Annotated in this window: 21 protein-coding genes and 1 pseudogene; 8 read left to right on the forward strand and 14 right to left on the reverse strand. The window is 41.8% G+C overall.

The genetic code is table 11. From position 1 onward, the window contains the following. Positions 1-39: 39 nt before the first annotated feature. Together PL11201_RS20230 and PL11201_RS20235 are read right to left on the reverse strand one after the other, a co-directional pair. Positions 40-1,413, reverse strand: a complete 1,374-nt coding sequence (locus PL11201_RS20230) for a CmpA/NrtA family ABC transporter substrate-binding protein (protein ID WP_079680681.1) — start codon at positions 1,411-1,413, stop codon at positions 40-42. A 580-nt stretch (positions 1,414-1,993) separates the two neighbouring features. Beyond that, positions 1,994-2,701, reverse strand: coding sequence for a DUF1997 domain-containing protein (locus PL11201_RS20235; RefSeq protein ID WP_079680682.1), 708 nt, complete (start codon positions 2,699-2,701; stop codon positions 1,994-1,996). A 136-nt stretch (positions 2,702-2,837) separates the two neighbouring features. Here PL11201_RS20235 and PL11201_RS20240 point away from each other — a divergent pair, with 136 nt between their 5' ends. The 3 genes from PL11201_RS20240 (at position 2,838) to PL11201_RS20250 (ending at position 6,092) form a co-directional block, all read left to right on the forward strand. Continuing rightward, positions 2,838-3,500: an SDR family oxidoreductase gene (locus tag PL11201_RS20240; RefSeq protein WP_079680683.1), complete on the forward strand. Its 663-nt coding sequence runs from the start codon at positions 2,838-2,840 to the stop codon at positions 3,498-3,500. Next, the gene (locus PL11201_RS20245; protein ID WP_079680684.1) at positions 3,500-4,201 is read left to right on the forward strand and encodes a glycoside hydrolase family 24 protein; all 702 of its coding nucleotides are present in this window, start codon (positions 3,500-3,502) and stop codon (positions 4,199-4,201) included. The genes PL11201_RS20240 and PL11201_RS20245 overlap by 1 nt, the downstream gene beginning before the upstream one ends. A gap of 337 nt (positions 4,202-4,538) precedes the next feature. Continuing rightward, positions 4,539-6,092, forward strand: coding sequence for a radical SAM protein (locus PL11201_RS20250; RefSeq protein WP_079680685.1), 1,554 nt, complete (start codon positions 4,539-4,541; stop codon positions 6,090-6,092). Positions 6,093-6,293: 201 nt separating this feature from the next. Here the strand turns inward: PL11201_RS20250 and PL11201_RS26905 are convergent. The 4 genes and pseudogenes from PL11201_RS26905 to purE all read right to left on the reverse strand — a co-directional run. Continuing rightward, positions 6,294-6,413: pseudogene (locus PL11201_RS26905) on the reverse strand (IS630 family transposase); the annotation flags it as partial. Positions 6,414-6,674: 261 nt separating this feature from the next. Next, complete coding sequence (locus PL11201_RS20255) at positions 6,675-7,286, reverse strand: hypothetical protein (RefSeq protein ID WP_079677420.1); 612 nt, start codon at positions 7,284-7,286, stop codon at positions 6,675-6,677. 167 nt (positions 7,287-7,453) lie between these two features. Beyond that, entirely contained in the window at positions 7,454-7,966 is a 513-nt protein-coding gene (locus tag PL11201_RS20260) for a hypothetical protein (RefSeq protein ID WP_079677419.1), read from the reverse strand. A 184-nt stretch (positions 7,967-8,150) separates the two neighbouring features. Then, positions 8,151-8,630, reverse strand: a complete 480-nt coding sequence (gene purE, locus PL11201_RS20265) for a 5-(carboxyamino)imidazole ribonucleotide mutase (protein ID WP_079677418.1) — start codon at positions 8,628-8,630, stop codon at positions 8,151-8,153. Positions 8,631-8,696: 66 nt separating this feature from the next. On the opposite strand from purE, the gene nagA reads away from it, so the two are divergent. The 4 genes from nagA to PL11201_RS20285 all read left to right on the forward strand — a co-directional run bounded on the left by nagA (position 8,697) and on the right by PL11201_RS20285 (position 11,987). Next, positions 8,697-9,965, forward strand: a complete 1,269-nt coding sequence (gene nagA, locus PL11201_RS20270; RefSeq protein WP_079677417.1) for an N-acetylglucosamine-6-phosphate deacetylase — start codon at positions 8,697-8,699, stop codon at positions 9,963-9,965. Between the two features lie 42 nt (positions 9,966-10,007). Continuing rightward, positions 10,008-10,220 (forward strand): DUF2839 domain-containing protein, encoded by a 213-nt coding sequence (locus PL11201_RS20275; protein ID WP_079677416.1) that lies wholly within the window; start codon positions 10,008-10,010, stop codon positions 10,218-10,220. A 377-nt stretch (positions 10,221-10,597) separates the two neighbouring features. After that, positions 10,598-10,948, forward strand: coding sequence for a DUF1815 family protein (locus tag PL11201_RS20280; RefSeq protein ID WP_079677415.1), 351 nt, complete (start codon positions 10,598-10,600; stop codon positions 10,946-10,948). Between the two features lie 163 nt (positions 10,949-11,111). Continuing rightward, positions 11,112-11,987, forward strand: a complete 876-nt coding sequence (locus PL11201_RS20285; RefSeq protein WP_079677414.1) for an alpha/beta fold hydrolase — start codon at positions 11,112-11,114, stop codon at positions 11,985-11,987. A 52-nt stretch (positions 11,988-12,039) separates the two neighbouring features. On the opposite strand, the gene PL11201_RS20290 is transcribed toward PL11201_RS20285, so the two are convergent. Further along, positions 12,040-12,276: a hypothetical protein gene (locus PL11201_RS20290; RefSeq protein ID WP_079677413.1), complete on the reverse strand. Its 237-nt coding sequence runs from the start codon at positions 12,274-12,276 to the stop codon at positions 12,040-12,042. A 157-nt stretch (positions 12,277-12,433) separates the two neighbouring features. On the opposite strand from PL11201_RS20290, the gene PL11201_RS20295 reads away from it, so the two are divergent. Next, positions 12,434-12,706: a hypothetical protein gene (locus PL11201_RS20295; RefSeq protein WP_234996608.1), complete on the forward strand. Its 273-nt coding sequence runs from the start codon at positions 12,434-12,436 to the stop codon at positions 12,704-12,706. A gap of 358 nt (positions 12,707-13,064) precedes the next feature. On the opposite strand, the gene PL11201_RS20305 is transcribed toward PL11201_RS20295, so the two are convergent. From PL11201_RS20305 to PL11201_RS20335, 7 genes are all read right to left on the reverse strand, one after another. Further along, entirely contained in the window at positions 13,065-14,666 is a 1,602-nt protein-coding gene (locus tag PL11201_RS20305) for a B12-binding domain-containing radical SAM protein (protein WP_079677411.1), read from the reverse strand. Positions 14,667-14,961: 295 nt separating this feature from the next. Further along, positions 14,962-15,081, reverse strand: coding sequence for a photosystem II reaction center protein J (locus PL11201_RS20310; protein ID WP_079680686.1), 120 nt, complete (start codon positions 15,079-15,081; stop codon positions 14,962-14,964). 159 nt (positions 15,082-15,240) lie between these two features. Continuing rightward, entirely contained in the window at positions 15,241-15,360 is a 120-nt protein-coding gene (locus PL11201_RS20315; RefSeq protein WP_071782613.1) for a photosystem II reaction center protein L, read from the reverse strand. A 10-nt stretch (positions 15,361-15,370) separates the two neighbouring features. Next, complete coding sequence (gene psbF, locus PL11201_RS20320) at positions 15,371-15,508, reverse strand: cytochrome b559 subunit beta (RefSeq protein ID WP_079680687.1); 138 nt, start codon at positions 15,506-15,508, stop codon at positions 15,371-15,373. Between the two features lie 21 nt (positions 15,509-15,529). Then, positions 15,530-15,778, reverse strand: a complete 249-nt coding sequence (gene psbE / locus PL11201_RS20325) for a cytochrome b559 subunit alpha (RefSeq protein WP_079680688.1) — start codon at positions 15,776-15,778, stop codon at positions 15,530-15,532. A 99-nt stretch (positions 15,779-15,877) separates the two neighbouring features. Next, positions 15,878-16,885, reverse strand: coding sequence for a photosynthesis system II assembly factor Ycf48 (locus tag PL11201_RS20330; RefSeq protein ID WP_079680689.1), 1,008 nt, complete (start codon positions 16,883-16,885; stop codon positions 15,878-15,880). 25 nt (positions 16,886-16,910) lie between these two features. Next, positions 16,911-17,240, reverse strand: coding sequence for a rubredoxin (locus PL11201_RS20335; protein ID WP_079680690.1), 330 nt, complete (start codon positions 17,238-17,240; stop codon positions 16,911-16,913). Positions 17,241-17,331: the final 91 nt, after the last annotated feature.

Raw genomic sequence — 17,331 nt, forward strand, 5'->3', positions numbered from 1 at the left:
ATGATTACTATAGGTTAATTCTTAATTATGAACTCATCACTAGACTTTTTTGATCGTTAAACTTTGAAGATAGGCTTCTGGATTTGCCGGATCAAAAGTAATCCCATCAAAGAACTTTTCCACACCTCTTGATGTTGAAGCGGGAATATCAGCAGTAAACCCAGCTTCTTTAGCTGCTTCTCGCCAAATATCCTCCCGGTTTACTTTATCGACAATGGCTTTTGCTTGGGCAATATCTTTAATTTGACCCTGGTGGAAACCCCAACGGATACTTTCAGTTAAAAACCATAAATCATGACTTTTATAGGGATAGGAAACATTCCCAATTGGATCTTTCCAATATAACGGCCCTTTATTAAAGTCTTGAATCGGCGGTTTTCCATCTCCCATTTGATAGTTTCCTTGGAAGGGAGGAGTCAGAACTGCTTCAGGAACATTAAAATAATTCCGTCCAGAAACTATCGTGACTAATTCCGCTCTGTTTTCCGGTTTATCACACCATTGTTGGGCTTCCATTATCCCTTTTAATAGGGCTTTTGTTGCCTTGGGATGTTTATCAACCCAGTCGGCACGAATCGCTAAATATTCTTCAGGATGAAACGGCCAAACTTCAGTGGTTAAACAGGACATAAAACCGATGTTATCACTAACAATTCGATAGGGCCAAGGGTCGCCTGTACTAAAGGCATCCATGGTTCCATTTCGCATTCCTTGCACCGTTTCTGCCGGAGGAACTGCTATCAAATCAATATCAACATCTGGGTTTATTCCACCCGCAGCTAACCAATAACGAATCCAAAAATCTTGGTTAGCATTAGGGAAGGTATAAGCTGCTTTAAATTTGCGCCCAGTGGTAGTTGGAAGACTGCGAATATATTCGGCAGCACCTTTAATATCTAAGCCTATTCCTTTGCCTAAATGGGTATTAGAAATAGCGACTCCATTGCCATTAGTTACTAACTGGGCTAAGACATACATAGGAACTTTTTTGCCCCCGGTAATAATGCCTTCTGTAATTAAATGGGGCATGGGCATTTGCCACTGTCCACCATCAATTCCACCCCCACTTGACCCAATGGTGACGTTATCCCGTGCTGAGGCCCAGTTTGCCTGTTTGGATACTTCAACATCGCTCATTCCATACTTAGCAAAAAAGCCTTTTTCTTTGGCAATAATTAATGGTGCAGCTTCCACAATCGGAATAAAACCTAGTTTAATTGCTGTCACTTCTGGGGCTTGTTCTGGACTAATATTAGCCGTCGGAACGTTTGTTGTCGCTGGTGAATTTCCCGTATTAGCTGTAGGTTCAGGTGGGTTGCCTAAACATCCTTTTAAAAAGATGGTACTAGCCGCCGAAACTCCGGCGGTAATTAAAAACTTTCTGCGAGAATAACCTGTTGAAAATTCAGACATTAAACCTCCTAACAACCTGTCTGTTGAAAAAATAGGTTGCTACTTACAAAATGAATTTTGTAGTAGTACATTGTTGCATTAAAGGGATCTAGCTTTTCCTTAGAGGTAGTCACTAGATAAAACACTACCCTAGGGTCAGGGTGACTTAGGTTGGGACTTGATTGTTAATTAAGTCGTGCCATAGCCGTCTATAAATACTAAAGTAGCATCATATCTATAGATTGTCACTACCTTTTAGTGCTAAATATGATTTTTTTTTTAATGGGAGTGATCAGGCTTTGCTTATCATTCATCGTTTATTCTAAATATATTTATTTAAAATATAATCAAATATTATCAAAATCGCCATTTTTGGCCAAAAATTGAGATTTAAACAACAAATTGATTGTTTAAGTCAAGAAAAAACAGCCGATGACAAGCATTGACAGAAAACAATACTTAGAATGCTTTACATATAAAAACGTCAATATACTCCGACTGGGTTGGGGTGCTTTATATAGTCGCGTGCGCTTATATTAGACGGCAAGTAAACGTCCAGTGCTCGCTAGGGTAATAAAGTTTAAATCCGTAACAGCCCGCCTTAACAGCGATGTTTTGGAAAAGGAATCCCCAAACTGCTATGAAAATCCTGTTGAGTTTTTGCACTCAGACGTCGAGAAACTTGTTTAACAATATTTTTGAGCAGCGCGTCCCCGGTTTTTTGAATTAACCCTTCCGACTTAGCCCGAATAAACTGGGGAATTTGTACCCCGACGGCCAAATTTAAGCACCATTGCGCCCCGGTGATTTGAGTCGGACATTCCGTTAATTTAATCCCCCGTTCAGTACAAAAGTCCGCCGTGGCTAATTCTACTAACTTCATCGTTGATTGAAAATCCACCTCATAACCGGGAGCCGTATAATTAGGGATGGGAACTGTCCGAATCCGATAAATCCCCTCGGCATCCGGTGGAACCAATTCCAACCCAATCCGCGCTTCCACCCGATAACCCAAGGCTCCAAACCGTCCAATTAATAAATCATAGGCATTATTTCCCAGGGGTTCGGTTTTCATCGGTAATGCACACCGACAAAACCACCCGCTATGTTGACCTAAATATTCCGCCACCGTATCCATATCGGCGAACATTTCCATACAGTCTTCAAAAGTGCTGTGAAACCAGATTAACTCCTGAGTTTCTGCCTCTGGGTTGCTTTGTTCTTCGGGGTTTGGGAGAGTAACAGAATCATCAACAGACTCAGATGACCCTCTTAATGGTTGAAGTTCAACAGATTCGTCCTGTTGCATGATAAGTTCTCCTGTGAGGGTTGCTTTGCTTTCTATTTCCAGAATGCCCTGTCTTGTCGTGAACCGCTACAATCAATATATGGAACTTTTGATATTGCTGGCAAAACTTAACATCTACTGAAAAACTTTTAAGACTATGAAAGCATTTGTCGCAGGGGCAACAGGAGAAACAGGACGGCGAATTGTTGCCGAATTAGTGAAGCGGGGAATCCCGGTTAAAGCCTTGGTTCGGAATCCAGAAACCGCTCAACAAATTTTACCGACCGAGGTGGAACTGGTGGTCGGAGATGTTTTAAATACCGATAGTCTAGCTTTAGCACTCCGGGATTGTACAGTTGTTTTATGTGCCACTGGAGCCAAACCCAGTTTTGATTTTACTGGGCCCTATCTAGTGGATTATCAAGGAACAAAAAATTTAGTGGACGGGGCAAAATCCCAGGGAATTGAACATTTTGTTTTAGTGACTTCCCTGTGTGTTTCACAATTTTTTCACCCGTTAAATTTATTTTGGCTGATTCTTTTGTGGAAAAAACAGGCGGAAGAATATCTTCAAAATAGTGGATTGAATTATACCATTGTTCGTCCGGGTGGGTTAAAAAATGAGGATAATAATGATAATTTAGTCATGCAGTCAGCCGATACCCTATTTGAAGGCAGTATTCCCCGAACAAAAGTGGCTCAAGTTTGTGTAGAAGCCCTATTTGTTGAAGATTCGCGGAATAAAATTATTGAAATTGTAGCTAACCCAGAGGCTCAACAACAGCCCTTAGAACAACTATTTGCCAGTGTAAGTCATTGATGGAACATTATCAAAGAAAAAGACAGAACCTTAATCGCCGAAAACGGCTATTCTGGAGTGGATTATTGCTGTTGACGTTAACCTTTATTGGGGTCAGAAGTTGCCAGGGAAAATCTGACTTTGAACCGTTAATTGATCAACAGGTAGAAGAACAATGGCCACCGTTAGTGATGCGGGGAGGAGATCCCTATATTCGGGCTTTGATGCGCACCATTTCCGCCAGTGAGTCCAGTTATTCTGACCCCTATCATGTTTTATACGGGGGAAAATATGTCTCTAATTTACACAGCCATCCTGACCTGTGTATGAAGATTGTTACGGGCCCAAATCAAGGCAAATGTAGCACCGCCGCCGGCCGCTATCAAATGTTAAAAACCACCTGGGATGAAAAAGCCGAACACTATCATCCAAAACCCGCTCAATTTTGGTTTTGGCTTCCCTATAGTTTTGAACCGGAATATCAAGATACGGTGGTTTATCGTTGGTTATTAGATGACAAATTTTGGGGGGTTAATATTTCTCAATTATTACGCGAAGGAAAAGTAGATCAGGTGTTAGAGTTATTATCAGGAACCTGGACAAGTTTAGGCTATGGAATTGAAGATAATCTGGTCACGAATTCCTTACCCGAAATTTATGAAAAGATTTTGCAAAATGAACTTGATCACGAAAATGGTAAGTCATTTAAAATGCCTCCTTAACAGTTATATCCATCTTCTGTCACTCCCCGAAAAATATTGCATTTTTTGAGTCTTAGAGCGTAGACACAGCAAGCGATCACGCTATTTTTTTCTGAGTAGCAATTCCTGAGAGTGCGAAATTGGCTAAAATGCGATCGCCCCATCCCAGATAGTTGACTATAACAGTGACAAGACTCAAAAACAAATAGCCCAATTATCCTATCCTCTGATATTATCAAAGATTGGCTCACTGACTTGTCCTATCGCCAAAGATTTGCGATCGGCTTCCTGGATGCCGTAGGCGATCGCGAGCCATCGAAAATCCCATCCTCTTATCCCACATTCCCCACCCTGAACTATGGTAGCTAACAAGTATCCCACCATTGGACTGATTGAACCTCCAGCCACCGGACTATACGATGCAGACGGCAAAAATTGGACTTCTTTATACAGACATCGTTCCTTAATCAGCAAGCAAGTTTTGATACCTGACTTGCAAGCAGGAGGATTTGATGCCCGATTAGTCAACCTCAGAGATGATTATTATAGTGAAGAATTTGGGGAGATTATCTGGAAAGGGATGACCCTGCGGAAAACCTACGTCGGGGGCAAAATTTCCGCGCTCGATCCCCACGCATTCGATGCTTGGGGAATTACAGTGAATTTCTCCCAAGATCGTCAAGTGACTTGTATGGTGATTGAGCATCTGGCTAAGGGAGGTCGTCCCATTGTCGTTGGCGGGTCGGATGCTTTCGCTGAACCGCACCACTACTTGAAGGCTGGCGCAGCAGCAGTCGTTCAGGATAAATCCGGGGCAGCGAATTGGGCTATTTTTGACTATGTACTCGGAAAAACCCCACGAGAAGAACTCACGGGTGTCATTCTCGCAGATGGTAAACAGTATCCCAGGAAGGCTAAAGCCAAAAGTCCAGAGGAGTGGGCACTACCATCGGTGGAAGTGGCGCGGGAGTGTTTAGGGACACTTCCCAATGTCCAGGGAACTGTTCCAGTAGGTTCACTGGTGGCTGACATTGGTTGCGATCGCACCTGTGACTTTTGCATGACACCCACCTACGGCACTGGCTTTCGGAGAATGTCCCCACAAACATCCCTCAAATGGTTGGCGATTCAGAAAGAAGCAGGGGCTCGTTCGATCAATATCGGTTCCGATCAATTCCTCGCCCGTGGACTCTTTCCTGATGGGCGACAAGAGATCCTCGACATTACCAATGGTGCGCGGGAGATGGGAATAACACTCATGTGGCCGAATGGTTTGGAACTGAGGAAAACAACTCTCGGCGCTGGGCGTAACTACGAAAGCAGCGACCTCAGACCTGACGAAGAACTGATTGAAGCACTGTTTGGCTGGGATGGCAAAGTCGGTTGTCCTTTGGCTTATATCCCTGCCGAACGTCCCGTTTTTGGACGAGAAGCTTACAAGAAGTTGTTGCCTTGGCAAGAGCATTGTACCTTGATGAAATCTGTAGTCAGAACTGGTGTACCTGTTATTGCTTATGGCATCATTATCGGGCTACCCGATGATGACCATGAGGACTTGTTACGTCTTGAAGAAGCAATCACAGAATTGGTGGATGAACTGGTAGAGATTAACCCTCAATTGGAATTTCAAACTTCGTGCTACAGCATTATTCCCTTGCCCGGAACTCCGCAATCCCAAAACTTACGCAAGTCAGGACTGCTACAGTTTGAAGACACCTGTCTTTGGGGGGTATGGACAACTACTTCCAATACTAATCACCTTAACTACGAGCAGGTTTCCGATTGGCAAATTCGTCTATCTAATATTCGGAGATCTCCGTCTCAATTTACCAACTATAACGGCGAATATTCAGGGATGGTTAGTGATGCTTCCTCCAACGACTCAAAGGTTGTGTTAGCCAATTTGAACTAAACACCGCCCTTTTGGGCAACTTCAGATTCACGGCTGAATTAATTTTATAGCGCTACGCGCTAGGGAACAGGCCGCGTCGTGAGCCGTGTGAGCCAGTCGAACGGTCGAACGAGAACAGTAAGCTGTGAAAGGGTTTGCTGGATTTAGAAGTGTCCTAACTGTAATGCGTAGCCCTATAAAGATTGAGTATCTATAGCAATCCTAAATAGGTTGTGGCAAAATTCCATACTGAGAAAGTTTCGGAAAATCAAATATTTGACCATCAGCAAAAAACTTAAATAGCCACTTTACTATTTTAAATGATTTACATAAATGGTAGAATTATCTAATAAGTACCTAAACAAAATTAATTGCATATTCTTGACCTAAATTTTCCAGCACTTTTTTCAGATATTTAATTAAGCTTGAACAACTCGTATAAGCATCGACTTCAATAGTAGGTTTAGTTAGACTATATAGCAATCCGCGCCGAGGTCATAACATTTTAATACTGACATCAAACAGCCAGAAGTATTACCCCAGATCCGCTGTTCCCTTTTGAGAAAAAATTTTGAACACAACTCAAATAGGATTGCTATAGATTTAACAAATCGGATGCTGACCAGGCTTAACCGCATGAATATTTTCGCTTCCTGACTGGGGCCATCCCCTTCGATCACCCGCTTCTGAGGGCTGTCCCCAACCTAATTGTAATAACATTTCTAAAAAACTCGATTTCTCCCACTTCCAAACACAAGTCCATTCCGTACGTTGGACAATAGCATCTACTTCTTCTACGCAAATTTTACGATAATCCTTACCACTATTTAAACTTAAATATAAATCCATCCCGGCGGTTACATCATCCCAAAATTCTAATAGTTTAGTTTTTTCTGCTTTTAACTGTTCTAAATCATAGGGTAAGGCAATTAATTGTTCATTGACAAACGGAAACCGTAGGGTTTTTCCCTTAACAACAATTTCCCGCCAAACAATCCCGGAAACTTGATGTTCTTGTTGGTATTGATGAATCGTTGCCTTAAAATTTTGATAGGCTGTAAACTTTTGAATTCCCTCGGGTTTTAAAAAGCAATCAACCACTGGATTACCAACCGCAGGAGTTGCCCTTAAATTCAAACGCTCCCCTTTCAGGCAGGCTTGGCGCTCCTGATTTAAAATTTGGATCAGTTCCTCTGTACTGTAGGTTTTTGACATCAGAAACGTCCTAAATTGTCAGTATTTATGGGATGGGTCTTTGACATACTCCCCACGCCTAAATCCGGGAGCTTGACCCTCGCTTTTCGGTAATTGAGGATATGGTAGTGCATCCGTCTCAGGGATGTCAAGAAACTGATCGGCAAGTTGAATCTCTTAAAGACTGATTATTCGATAGAATTCAGTTTGGATTTTAATAACTTTAGCCGATCAGAACTCAGTTTAATTTTAACATCGGTTAACTGTTGATGATCCCGGAATAAAATTATCCCATCTTTACCAACAGCCAAATCGGGATCGGTTAATTCTATGATTTGATAAGGAGGTTTATAGCCTTCGACTCGAATCACCACTTGCTGTTGAGATTGGGGGAAAATATACAGTCGTTGTTGTTGAGAATCTAGTTCTAATTTATGGGGAGTAATACTCAGTTCTTGGGAGAGTTCTGGTTTAAAATAATAGAGTGTAATTCCGCGAATTTCTGGGTTTTTTATCGTAAAGGTTTCATCGAAACGTTGGGCTTGCCAATCTAAACCGCCTAAATAATCTCCATCGTTAGGAAGTAAACGTTGTTGCCAGTGAATTTCCTGACCTTGTAAAGATGCCCACCACTGACGAATGATATCCAGATGGGTGCCATTATCGGGGTGATTACTGCCAAACTGCCAAGGGGTTGTCATAATTTTTTTATCCTATTTTTTTTGTTATAGCGCTGGGGAATAGGCAATAGGGAATGGGCAATAGGGAATGGGGAATGGGCAATAGGGAATGGGGAATGGGGAATGGGCAATAGGGAATGGGGAATGGGGAATATTGATAGCACTATAGTTCTCAATGACTGCTCGCAGATCTCCAGCTTTTCACCTAATATTCACCATACCCGACTTGATCCAAACGCTGTTGTTTTTCCAGAACAGATTGTTTGAGATTTTCCCGATAGTCTTGAACTTTTTGTAATAGTTCAGGATCATGACTGGCTAAGATTTGTACCGCTAATAAACCCGCATTTTTAGCATTACCAATTGCCACCGTTGCCACCGGAATTCCCCCGGGCATTTGTACAATCGAATATAGAGAATCAACTCCTTGTAAGGTGCGAGTTGTTACCGGAACCCCAATTACAGGCAGAGGGGTTAAAGATGCCACCATCCCGGGCAAATGGGCGGCTCCTCCGGCTCCGGCAATAATCACTTTTAATCCTCGCAAATGGGCGGTTTTAGCATATTCAAACATCCTTTCTGGGGTACGGTGGGCGGAAACAATGGCAACCTCATGGGGAATATTAAATTCCTCACAAACGGCGATCGCCGCCGCCATTGTGGGTAAATCTGAATCACTTCCCATGATAATCCCAACCACAGGAGTAGAGTTAGTCGATAATAATGTAGAGTTCAAAGCCAACCATTCCTCATGATCACAACACCACAGCCAGACGCCGTTAACTTCGATATTATCAATGTCCGTCTCCCTGGAACACAAAATTTGCAACGAGTTTTAATTCGTCAGGGTAAAATCTCTGGCGTTGAAGCGATGGCAGGTTCATCTCAACCCACATCAACCGCAGCAATTCAACAACTAGATTTGCAAGGAGATTGGCTATCTTTGGGAGGAATAGATTTACAAATTAATGGGGCATTAGGATTAGCTTTTCCCGATTTAGAACCGCAATATTTTTCTAAGTTGACCGAAATTTGCCAGTATTTATGGGCACAGGGCATTGATGGGTTTATGCCCACTATTGTCACTACTTCAATAGATAAAATTCAGCGATCGCTCGCCACAATAGCGGAATTTATCCAAGCGGTTCCCTCCGATCACCCCAGCGCCAAAATTCTAGGGGTGCATCTGGAAGGGCCATTTCTCAATCCCAGCAAACGGGGTGCCCATCCTCAAGAGCATTTATTACCCCTGACCTTAGATCAGGTGCAACGGGTTCTGGGGGACTATGCAAACGTCGTAAAAATCATTACCCTAGCCCCCGAATTAGACCCCACAGACAAGGTGATTCCCTATTTGAGAGATTTAGGGATAATTGTCAGTTTGGGCCACTCCCAAGCTACAGCAGAGCAGGCAGAACGCGCTTTTACCCTCGGGGCAACGATGGTAACCCATGCCTTTAATGCCATGCCCAGTCTGCACCATCGAGAACCGGGTTTATTAGGGACGGCTTTAGTTAACAAAAAGGTTCAATCGGGCTTTATTGCCGATGGACAGCACGTTTCCCCCCTAATGGTTAATTTGCTGTTACGGATTTCGGGAATTAACCAACCCACCGAAGCCAAGGGTTTAATTCCCCTGTTTTTGGTGAGTGATGCCTTAGCCCCCTTGGGACTACCTGATGGGGTTTATCCTTGGGATGAGCGACAAATTGAAGTGAAAGAAGGTACCGCCCGTTTAGCCGATGGCACGTTATCTGGAACCACCTTACCTTTATTGGTAGGGGTAGAAAATTTGGTGAAGTGGAATTGTTGTGATCTGGGGGAGGCGATCGCCTTAGCCACTATTGCCCCGAGGCAAGCCCTGGGTCTATTTTCCTTCATGGGTGAATCCGCCAGTCAGCTTTTGCGGTGGAAATTTGATCCAGCCTCTGAAACTGTTACTTTGAATTGGCAGCGACTATTACCATTTGTGATCGATCAAGGAATAATCGTCAACTCGCCAACAGATCAAATAAAATGAAGTTGAGTAAATGAGTCCTACTGTTAACTTTTATATACAAATATGGGTGAAGCAAAACGCCGAAAAGATTCCATGGGAGAACGTTATGGCCAAGAGGAAAAAATTGCCCCTTGGTTTCCCGTTACTAAAAACCAAAGTCAACAATTCATAGAAATTACGAGTAAAGCCAGTTGGTTTGGGATTGGTTTACTGGTTGTTGTTTGGGTTACGATTCGATTTATCGGCCCGGGATTTGGTTGGTGGCAAATTGATTGAGGTTGAGGGAAAGTTTCTGTGCCTAAAACGGGTTTCCGAGGGCGACATATCAAAGATCCGATTAGTAGGGTTTAAACTTATCACAAATATTAGATCTTTTTATCAGTTTAGACCCGATTTTCCTGCTAATCCTTGTTGTGTCAGGATATTAGCCTAGTTGAAACAGTAAAGTTAGAAAAATTTAAGGTTATTGTTTTCCTAGATACCTTCTCAACGGAGGGTTTTGGTTAATCTGCAAAACAGTCTATATTCTGGCACTGGGGGGGTGATCTTTTCAATTTAGGCTGATCAGACTAAGATTAATATTTCAGCACCATAACTTTAAGATTATGTTACATTTTGTAAATAATCCTAGGTGTGGTGATAGGAGGAGAATTATGTTTCTCAGAATTGCAGAACAACACCGCAAATTCGTTCAGGACTTGGTGATGAACCTCCAAGCTCTAGCTACGGTGCTAGAAAGACAGGGGTATCTTGCCTCTTGCTATACCTGTGGCGGTCAGATGAATAGTGCCTCATTCATGGTCAGTTTGGGCGAAAGTCATTTGATTCGTTTCCTGGTATCAGACTATGGAATTACCTGGACAGAAATGCGTGATGACCGGGAACTCATGAAATTAGAGGGTGCCGAAGCCATTCAACAATTGCAGGAGTTGGCTAATTTGGTAATTTACAGAGGAACACCTTCTCCCCATCTTATGAGTCCCAAACTTGCCCAGCGTGTGTAGAAGATGCGGAATTGCCTCTCTACAGACCTAATGAAGTTGATGGAGTTAACCCCTGTCGGTGGTAATCTGAAATCACCGAGCAACTGTTTAACATTGCTCCAATCCGTTGAGGAAATTCTCTAAGACGTTAGCCTAAGCGCTTGTGAGCATTATATTGGAGTTTATGGTGACATTAGAATCTGATTGGCAACATCTGTTTGTAGAAACGAATAACATTCGTTTACACACGGTTACCCAAGGTGAGGGTGAACTCGTCATACTTCTGCATGGATTTCCTGAATTTTGGTACGCCTGGCGCTATCAAATTCCGGCTCTGGCTCGTCATTTTAAAGTCGTTGTGCCTGATTTACGCGGCTATAATGATTCTGATAAGCCGGATAGTGGTTATGATTTAGACACCCTAGTAGCTGATATTCAAGGCTTGATTCAACGATTAGGCTATGTTAAAGCTCATATTGTTGGGCATGATTGGGGGGGATTAATTGCCTGGCATTTTGCCCAGAAGTTTCCCGAATCTCTCAATCGTTTGGCGATTCTAAACGCTCCTCCCCCCTCTCGCTTTGTTCAAGAATTAGTTAGTAATTTAGATCAAATTCGTCGCAGTTGGTTTGTTTTTGCCTTTCAAGTTCCGGGGATTCCCGAATGGTTAATCCAACAAAATTTAAAAGAATTTGTCACTAATGCGTTGCGAGAACACGCTATTCGTAAGGGTGCTTTTAGTGCCGAAGAAACTCAAATTTATGAAGCAGCTTTAGAAAAACCAGGGGTATTAAAAGCGGCGATGAGTTATTATCGTCATTTATTTTGGCCGCCTACTTGGTTGTTAAATTTGACAAAAACCCCGGCAAAAGTTTTATCCCCCACTTTGGTATTATGGGGAAAGGAAGACTCATTTTTAAGTTATCATCTAACTGAGGGTTTAGATAGATTAATTGCTGCCCCGTTTAAACTACAATTAATTCCCGATTGTGGTCATTGGATGCAACAGGAAGTTCCCCAAACCGTGAATCGGGAATTGTTGAATTTTTTAAGACCTTAGTTATAAGTTGATTGGGTTTAAATCCTAATGGGATGGTTATTCATGGTAATTCCTAACGACCCAGGCAATTGCTATAAATCATCTGTTCGGAGGCATCTTCAAAGAATACCAAGACCAGTTGTTTTCCTGAATTCCCTATATATTGAGCTTCATCGGCGATAACATATAAGTTAATATATTCGGGTCTTTTAGGACAACAAGCCCTGGCAATTCCCTTGATTGTAAAGGTTTGATCCTCTTTTTTTCTAATTTTATTAAAGACTTCTTTCAGACCTAAGCTGTTAAGCATCTAAATAGGGTATAATGAAACCCACATTCCGCAGATATTTAAGCCAATTGAATTTCCAATTAAATTGTAATAAATAATAGCCCAAATGATTGCCATGTAATAATTTGGGCTATTTTTAATGTAGAATAATAATTAGAGTAACTGAACAAATAAAAATATGAAAAAACCCCTAGAAGCGATAGAAATCGTGAATTTAGACCATTTAGGAATAGTGGCAAGCGTAATAGATGAGATGGAATTAGTAGAAGAAGTAAATAAATATTATCAAGCGGGAACAACAAAGTTATTCACAGCAATAGCCCTAAAAGCAGCCCAAAAATTCCAAGTAGAAAGGGAGAGCGTACACCTAGACAGCAGTTCGATATCAGTAGAGGGAGAATACAAAAGTAAAGAAGAAGAAAATCAGGAAATTGTGTTTGTTAGTGTATAACCTAGCCCAAAGAAAATTGAGAAAACAACTAGAAACAGCCCAAGAAGGGGTAAAAAATCAGGTCAAGAAATTAACGAATAAACCAAAGAACTTGGTTATAAAATACAAATGTGTTAAAAAAATAGGATTCTATTTCTATGAAAAAATAGCAATTATTTATGTTTAGTTAAAAAGCGGTAAACGGGCTATAAAATCTGATAGTAAAGCATCGGAAGTTCAACGAAGAACTGTAAGGGTTTTCAATTTTTTAGAATTAGTGGAAAATTTAGCCCCCATCTGCGGAATGTGGGTTTTAAGTCAAGAAGAAACCACAAAAGCACTATTGTCACTAAGAAATAGATAGGTTTGCTGAATAACCCTACAGGGAGTCGGCTAAGTGTTTTTTTAGGGTGGCGACGGGTAAGGGGCCTTGCAGATGTTCCCAAGGTAAGACTTGATCTAAATCCCAATTTTGGTTAACATAATATTCCATAGTGGGTAGTTTTCCCCGTAATTCTTTGAAGGCTCGCCGATAACTTCCTAAAGATTCTCCATAGTTTCTAACTAATTCTAACAGATGGGAAAGACGGCGATCGCCCCTCGAAAGTAAGGCTTGAATCACTGACCATTTATAACTTTCGGGTCTAAAATCTATCCCATGGGATTTTAACTGTTTTTCTAATAATTTTAGGCGTTTTTCCGCATCGGGATTCACTCCAAACCATTGAAAGGGAGTATGGGATTTGGGCACAAAGGTACTACAACCCAAGGTTAATCTAAAACCTGGAGCCGCTTTTTTTAAGGCTTTCATTAGGTCTACGGTGGCTTCTACATCCTCTAATTCTTCCCCTGGAATCCCCACCATCCCATAGATTTTCATGCCCTGTAAACCGCCATTTTTAGCGTTAATAATGGCTTGCAGAATTTCCTGGTTTTCTAATTTTTTATTAATAATTTTTCGCAGGCGATCACTACCACTTTCTACGGCAATTGTCAAGGTGCGAGTCTCTCTTTTTGCTAAGGTTTTTGCTAGTTTTTCAGTCACGGTATTAGTTCTAACTGAAGCAATACTTAACCGCACATCATCATATTTCGGTTGGGTTAAATAGTCTAATAATTGATCAAATTCGGGATGTTGTGTTACCGATGCTCCTAATAAACCTAAGCGCCTTGTTACTTGCAGTCCCTTTTCAATTGCGGGAATTAATGAGGCTTCTAAACTAGCAGTTCTAAAGGGTAAAGTCAAATAACTGGCTAAACAAAAACGGCACATTTCAGGACAACTGCGAACCACTTCTACCATATAAATATTTTCCCAAGCGGCTTTTTCTGTTACGACGGTTGAAGCTGATAGAATATTGCCTCGATAGGTTTGTTTTTGGACTTGGGAAGGAATACTAGCATCTAGGGGTTTAATATCTTCAATTTCGCCTTCTAAACTGTGATAAGATACTTGATATAAACTGGGAATATAAATGCCTGGAACCTGTGCTAAATGTCGTAATTGGGTCAGGCGAGATTCATGACGAACCTGTAGATAAGCGTCGATAAAATCTCCCAATAAATTTTCCCCATCCCCAAGTAAAATAATATCAAAAAAATCGGCAAATGGTTCTGGATTAGCAGTTAATACCGGGCCCCCGCCAAAAATTAAGGGGTGTTTTTCGGTTCTTTTAACTGAACGTAAAGGAATACCTAAAAATTCTAAACGCTCAAAAATATTGACATAATCGAGTTCCCAAGAAAAGGAAAAACCTACCAATTCAGGATTTTGGGGTAAGGGTTCATGTAGATTTGTAAACAGACGACTCACTTCCACATCGGAACGCGCAGCTAAAGTTGCCCAAACCAGTTGATATCCTAAACTGGTAATCCCTACTGTATATTCATTGGGAAAGGCAAAAATAACTGGAATGGCATCTAAATTAGAGGGAGTCGGAGTAAAAAGTAAACGTTCAGCATCAAAGACAGAATCAGTCATCAGTTATCAGTCATCAGTCATCAGTTTAAGAGTTATCAGTTATCAGTAATCAGTTAATCGGTTAATAGTTATTGGTTAACAGTCATTAGTTACCAGTTATCAGAAATATCAACTCTTACACTGATACTAAGTAGGTAGGCGTAATTAAACCTAACTATTTAGATAGGGAAAACCCTTGCTGTAAATACCTTTCAGCCACACTGGGATGGTGGGATATTCTCGCCCACCTACTTAATTAGACTGTTAACAGTTAACAGTTATAACTGTTAACTGTTAACTGATAACTGTTAACTGATTAGAAGGAGGAACCTATGCCCACATAGGAACCATAGAAAAACAAACCAACCACCACTAAAACGCCAGTTCCGGCAACAGTGGCGACTAACCACAAAGGAAGTCTACCTGATTGCGACACAGTTATTACCTCGTTAATTCAAAGTTTAATTGACAAGGGATTTTAGATTTTGGATATGAGATTTAGGATAAATATTTTAGAAAAAATATGTTTCTTCAATCAACGTTCGCGAAGCGTCACGAAGTGAATCCAAAATCGTTAAATCGAGAAAAAATCCAGTTAGTTAAAGAAATAACTGGAGAACAAAATACCCACAACAAAAACCAACAGCAAACCTAAATAGAGTGAAGTTCTGTTCAACTCCACAGGTTGGCGATTAGGATTATTACTGCGATCCATAGTTAGTCTCCTATCGTTGAATAAATTGCATAGCCGCGATCGCACCTAAGAAAAAAACCGTAGGTACCGCCAAAGTATGAATTGCTAACCAACGAACACTAAAAATCGGATAAGTTATCGGTTCATTGGAACTGCTACCAGTTGCCATCTTATTAAACTCCTATGTCAACTATTTACTAGTAAAGTCGCCAATTTGTGATTTGCTACTAAAGCGATCGCTTACAATCGGAATTTCCTGCCGTTGTTGAGTAAAATACTCATCGGGGCGGGGAGTTCCAAAGGTATCGTAAGCCAGACCCGTGCTGATAAACAGCCAACCAGCAATAAATAAAGCCGGAATAGTAATACTGTGAATTACCCAATACCGGATACTGGTAATAATATCCCCAAAAGGACGCTCTCCAGTTGTACCTGACATCGTTAAATCTCCTCAAGGAATAGTTAAATACTCAACTCTAATGATACGGGAGCAGGGAATGTGGAACAAGCCTACCCCATAGATTTCCTGCGAATCGGTTTAAGCCGTTTGTGGGGTAGAACCCTGATAACGGAGTAAGGCTCCCCGTTGACCCAGGACATAACCCTGTTCCGTGCTAAAAAACTTGATTTTGTACAGGTTAGACGGGACGTTTTCCACTGACCCATCCTTTTGCCAGGTTTTACCCCCATCCAAACTACAGAGGAGATTTCCACTCCCACCACTGACCCAAATTTCCTCTGGGGTGCGATAGGCTAAATCCAAAAATCCCCAACTGGTTGAATATTCAGGGTTAATGGGTTCACCCCACTCCTGGGGATTCTCCGGGTCAGTAAATCGTAATTCACCCCCACGAGCAATCATCCAGAGTCGGCCGTCCTGACCAAAGCCAATTTTCTCTAATCGCTTAGAACTAAAGCGATTATGGGGTTCCCAGGCTTGAGATCCGGGTTCCCAAGTCGAGTAAAAATTGCCCTTCGCCGAAACGCTGATATAGCGACCCTCCTCAGAGCGAGATAAATTTCTGACAAAACCCACAGCATCTTCCACCAGGGCTGTCCAGGTTTTCCCGCCATCTTCAGTTTGGTAAATTGCCCCCAAATCCGTGGTCATCTCAGCGCGATTAGGACTCAGAGCCACAATACTATAGGGGGCGCCGGGCAACTTGGCATTCAGAAGAATCCGATCCCAAGTTTGACCCTCATTGGTCGTGTGCAGCAGAATCGAGGGAAGTCCCACAATCCACCCTTCAGCCCCATTAAAGCTAATGGAGTTAAAGCGAACTTTTTCTTCCCCTAAATCCAGTTGTTTCACCTCCCAATGGTCACCGCCATCAGTTGTTTCCAGTAGCGTAGCCTCACTCCCCACAACCCAACCCCGTTGGGGATTAGTTCCGGTAAAGGCAATATCGGCCAAATTGGACTGGGTTCCCGTGGAAACCACTTCCCAGGGGTTGTAACTGAGTTGGGGCAAGTAGCGACAGCTAACACAGATGAGAGAAACTGTCAATACTATAACGATTTTTTGCAAAAATTTAACAATGTGCATCAGATTCAAAGAAATTTAAACTCCCTCAACTTAAGCCATACAAACTCATAAAAAACAAAAATCCTAGGGCTAAGGCCCCAAAAATCAGGAGATTCTTCTGTTCGGCAGTCAAGGTATTGACCCCTAAACCAAAGCCTTGATTTTCCTCAAACCCCGAGGGGTTTTCCTGAGAACCAATATTGATAAACTGGCTGGAGGGAGCACCACAAACCGGACAACGCCATTTTTTGGGTAGATCGGTAAAGGCTGTTCCCACAGGAACCTTAGAACTCCCTTTATTCGGCTCATAGACATAGCCACAAGCCCTACACTCATGACGATCAAGGACTGTAACTTCAGTGGCTGGATCACTCATAACTTCAACAAGGATGAGTTTGGGATTATTAAAATAACTATTAAATAATATTACAAAATTTGAGCAAATCACGGAAACTTTCTGAGTTGGG

The sequence above is a fragment of the Planktothrix sp. PCC 11201 genome, from assembly GCF_900009135.1.
GTDB lineage: Bacteria > Cyanobacteriota > Cyanobacteriia > Cyanobacteriales > Microcoleaceae > Planktothrix.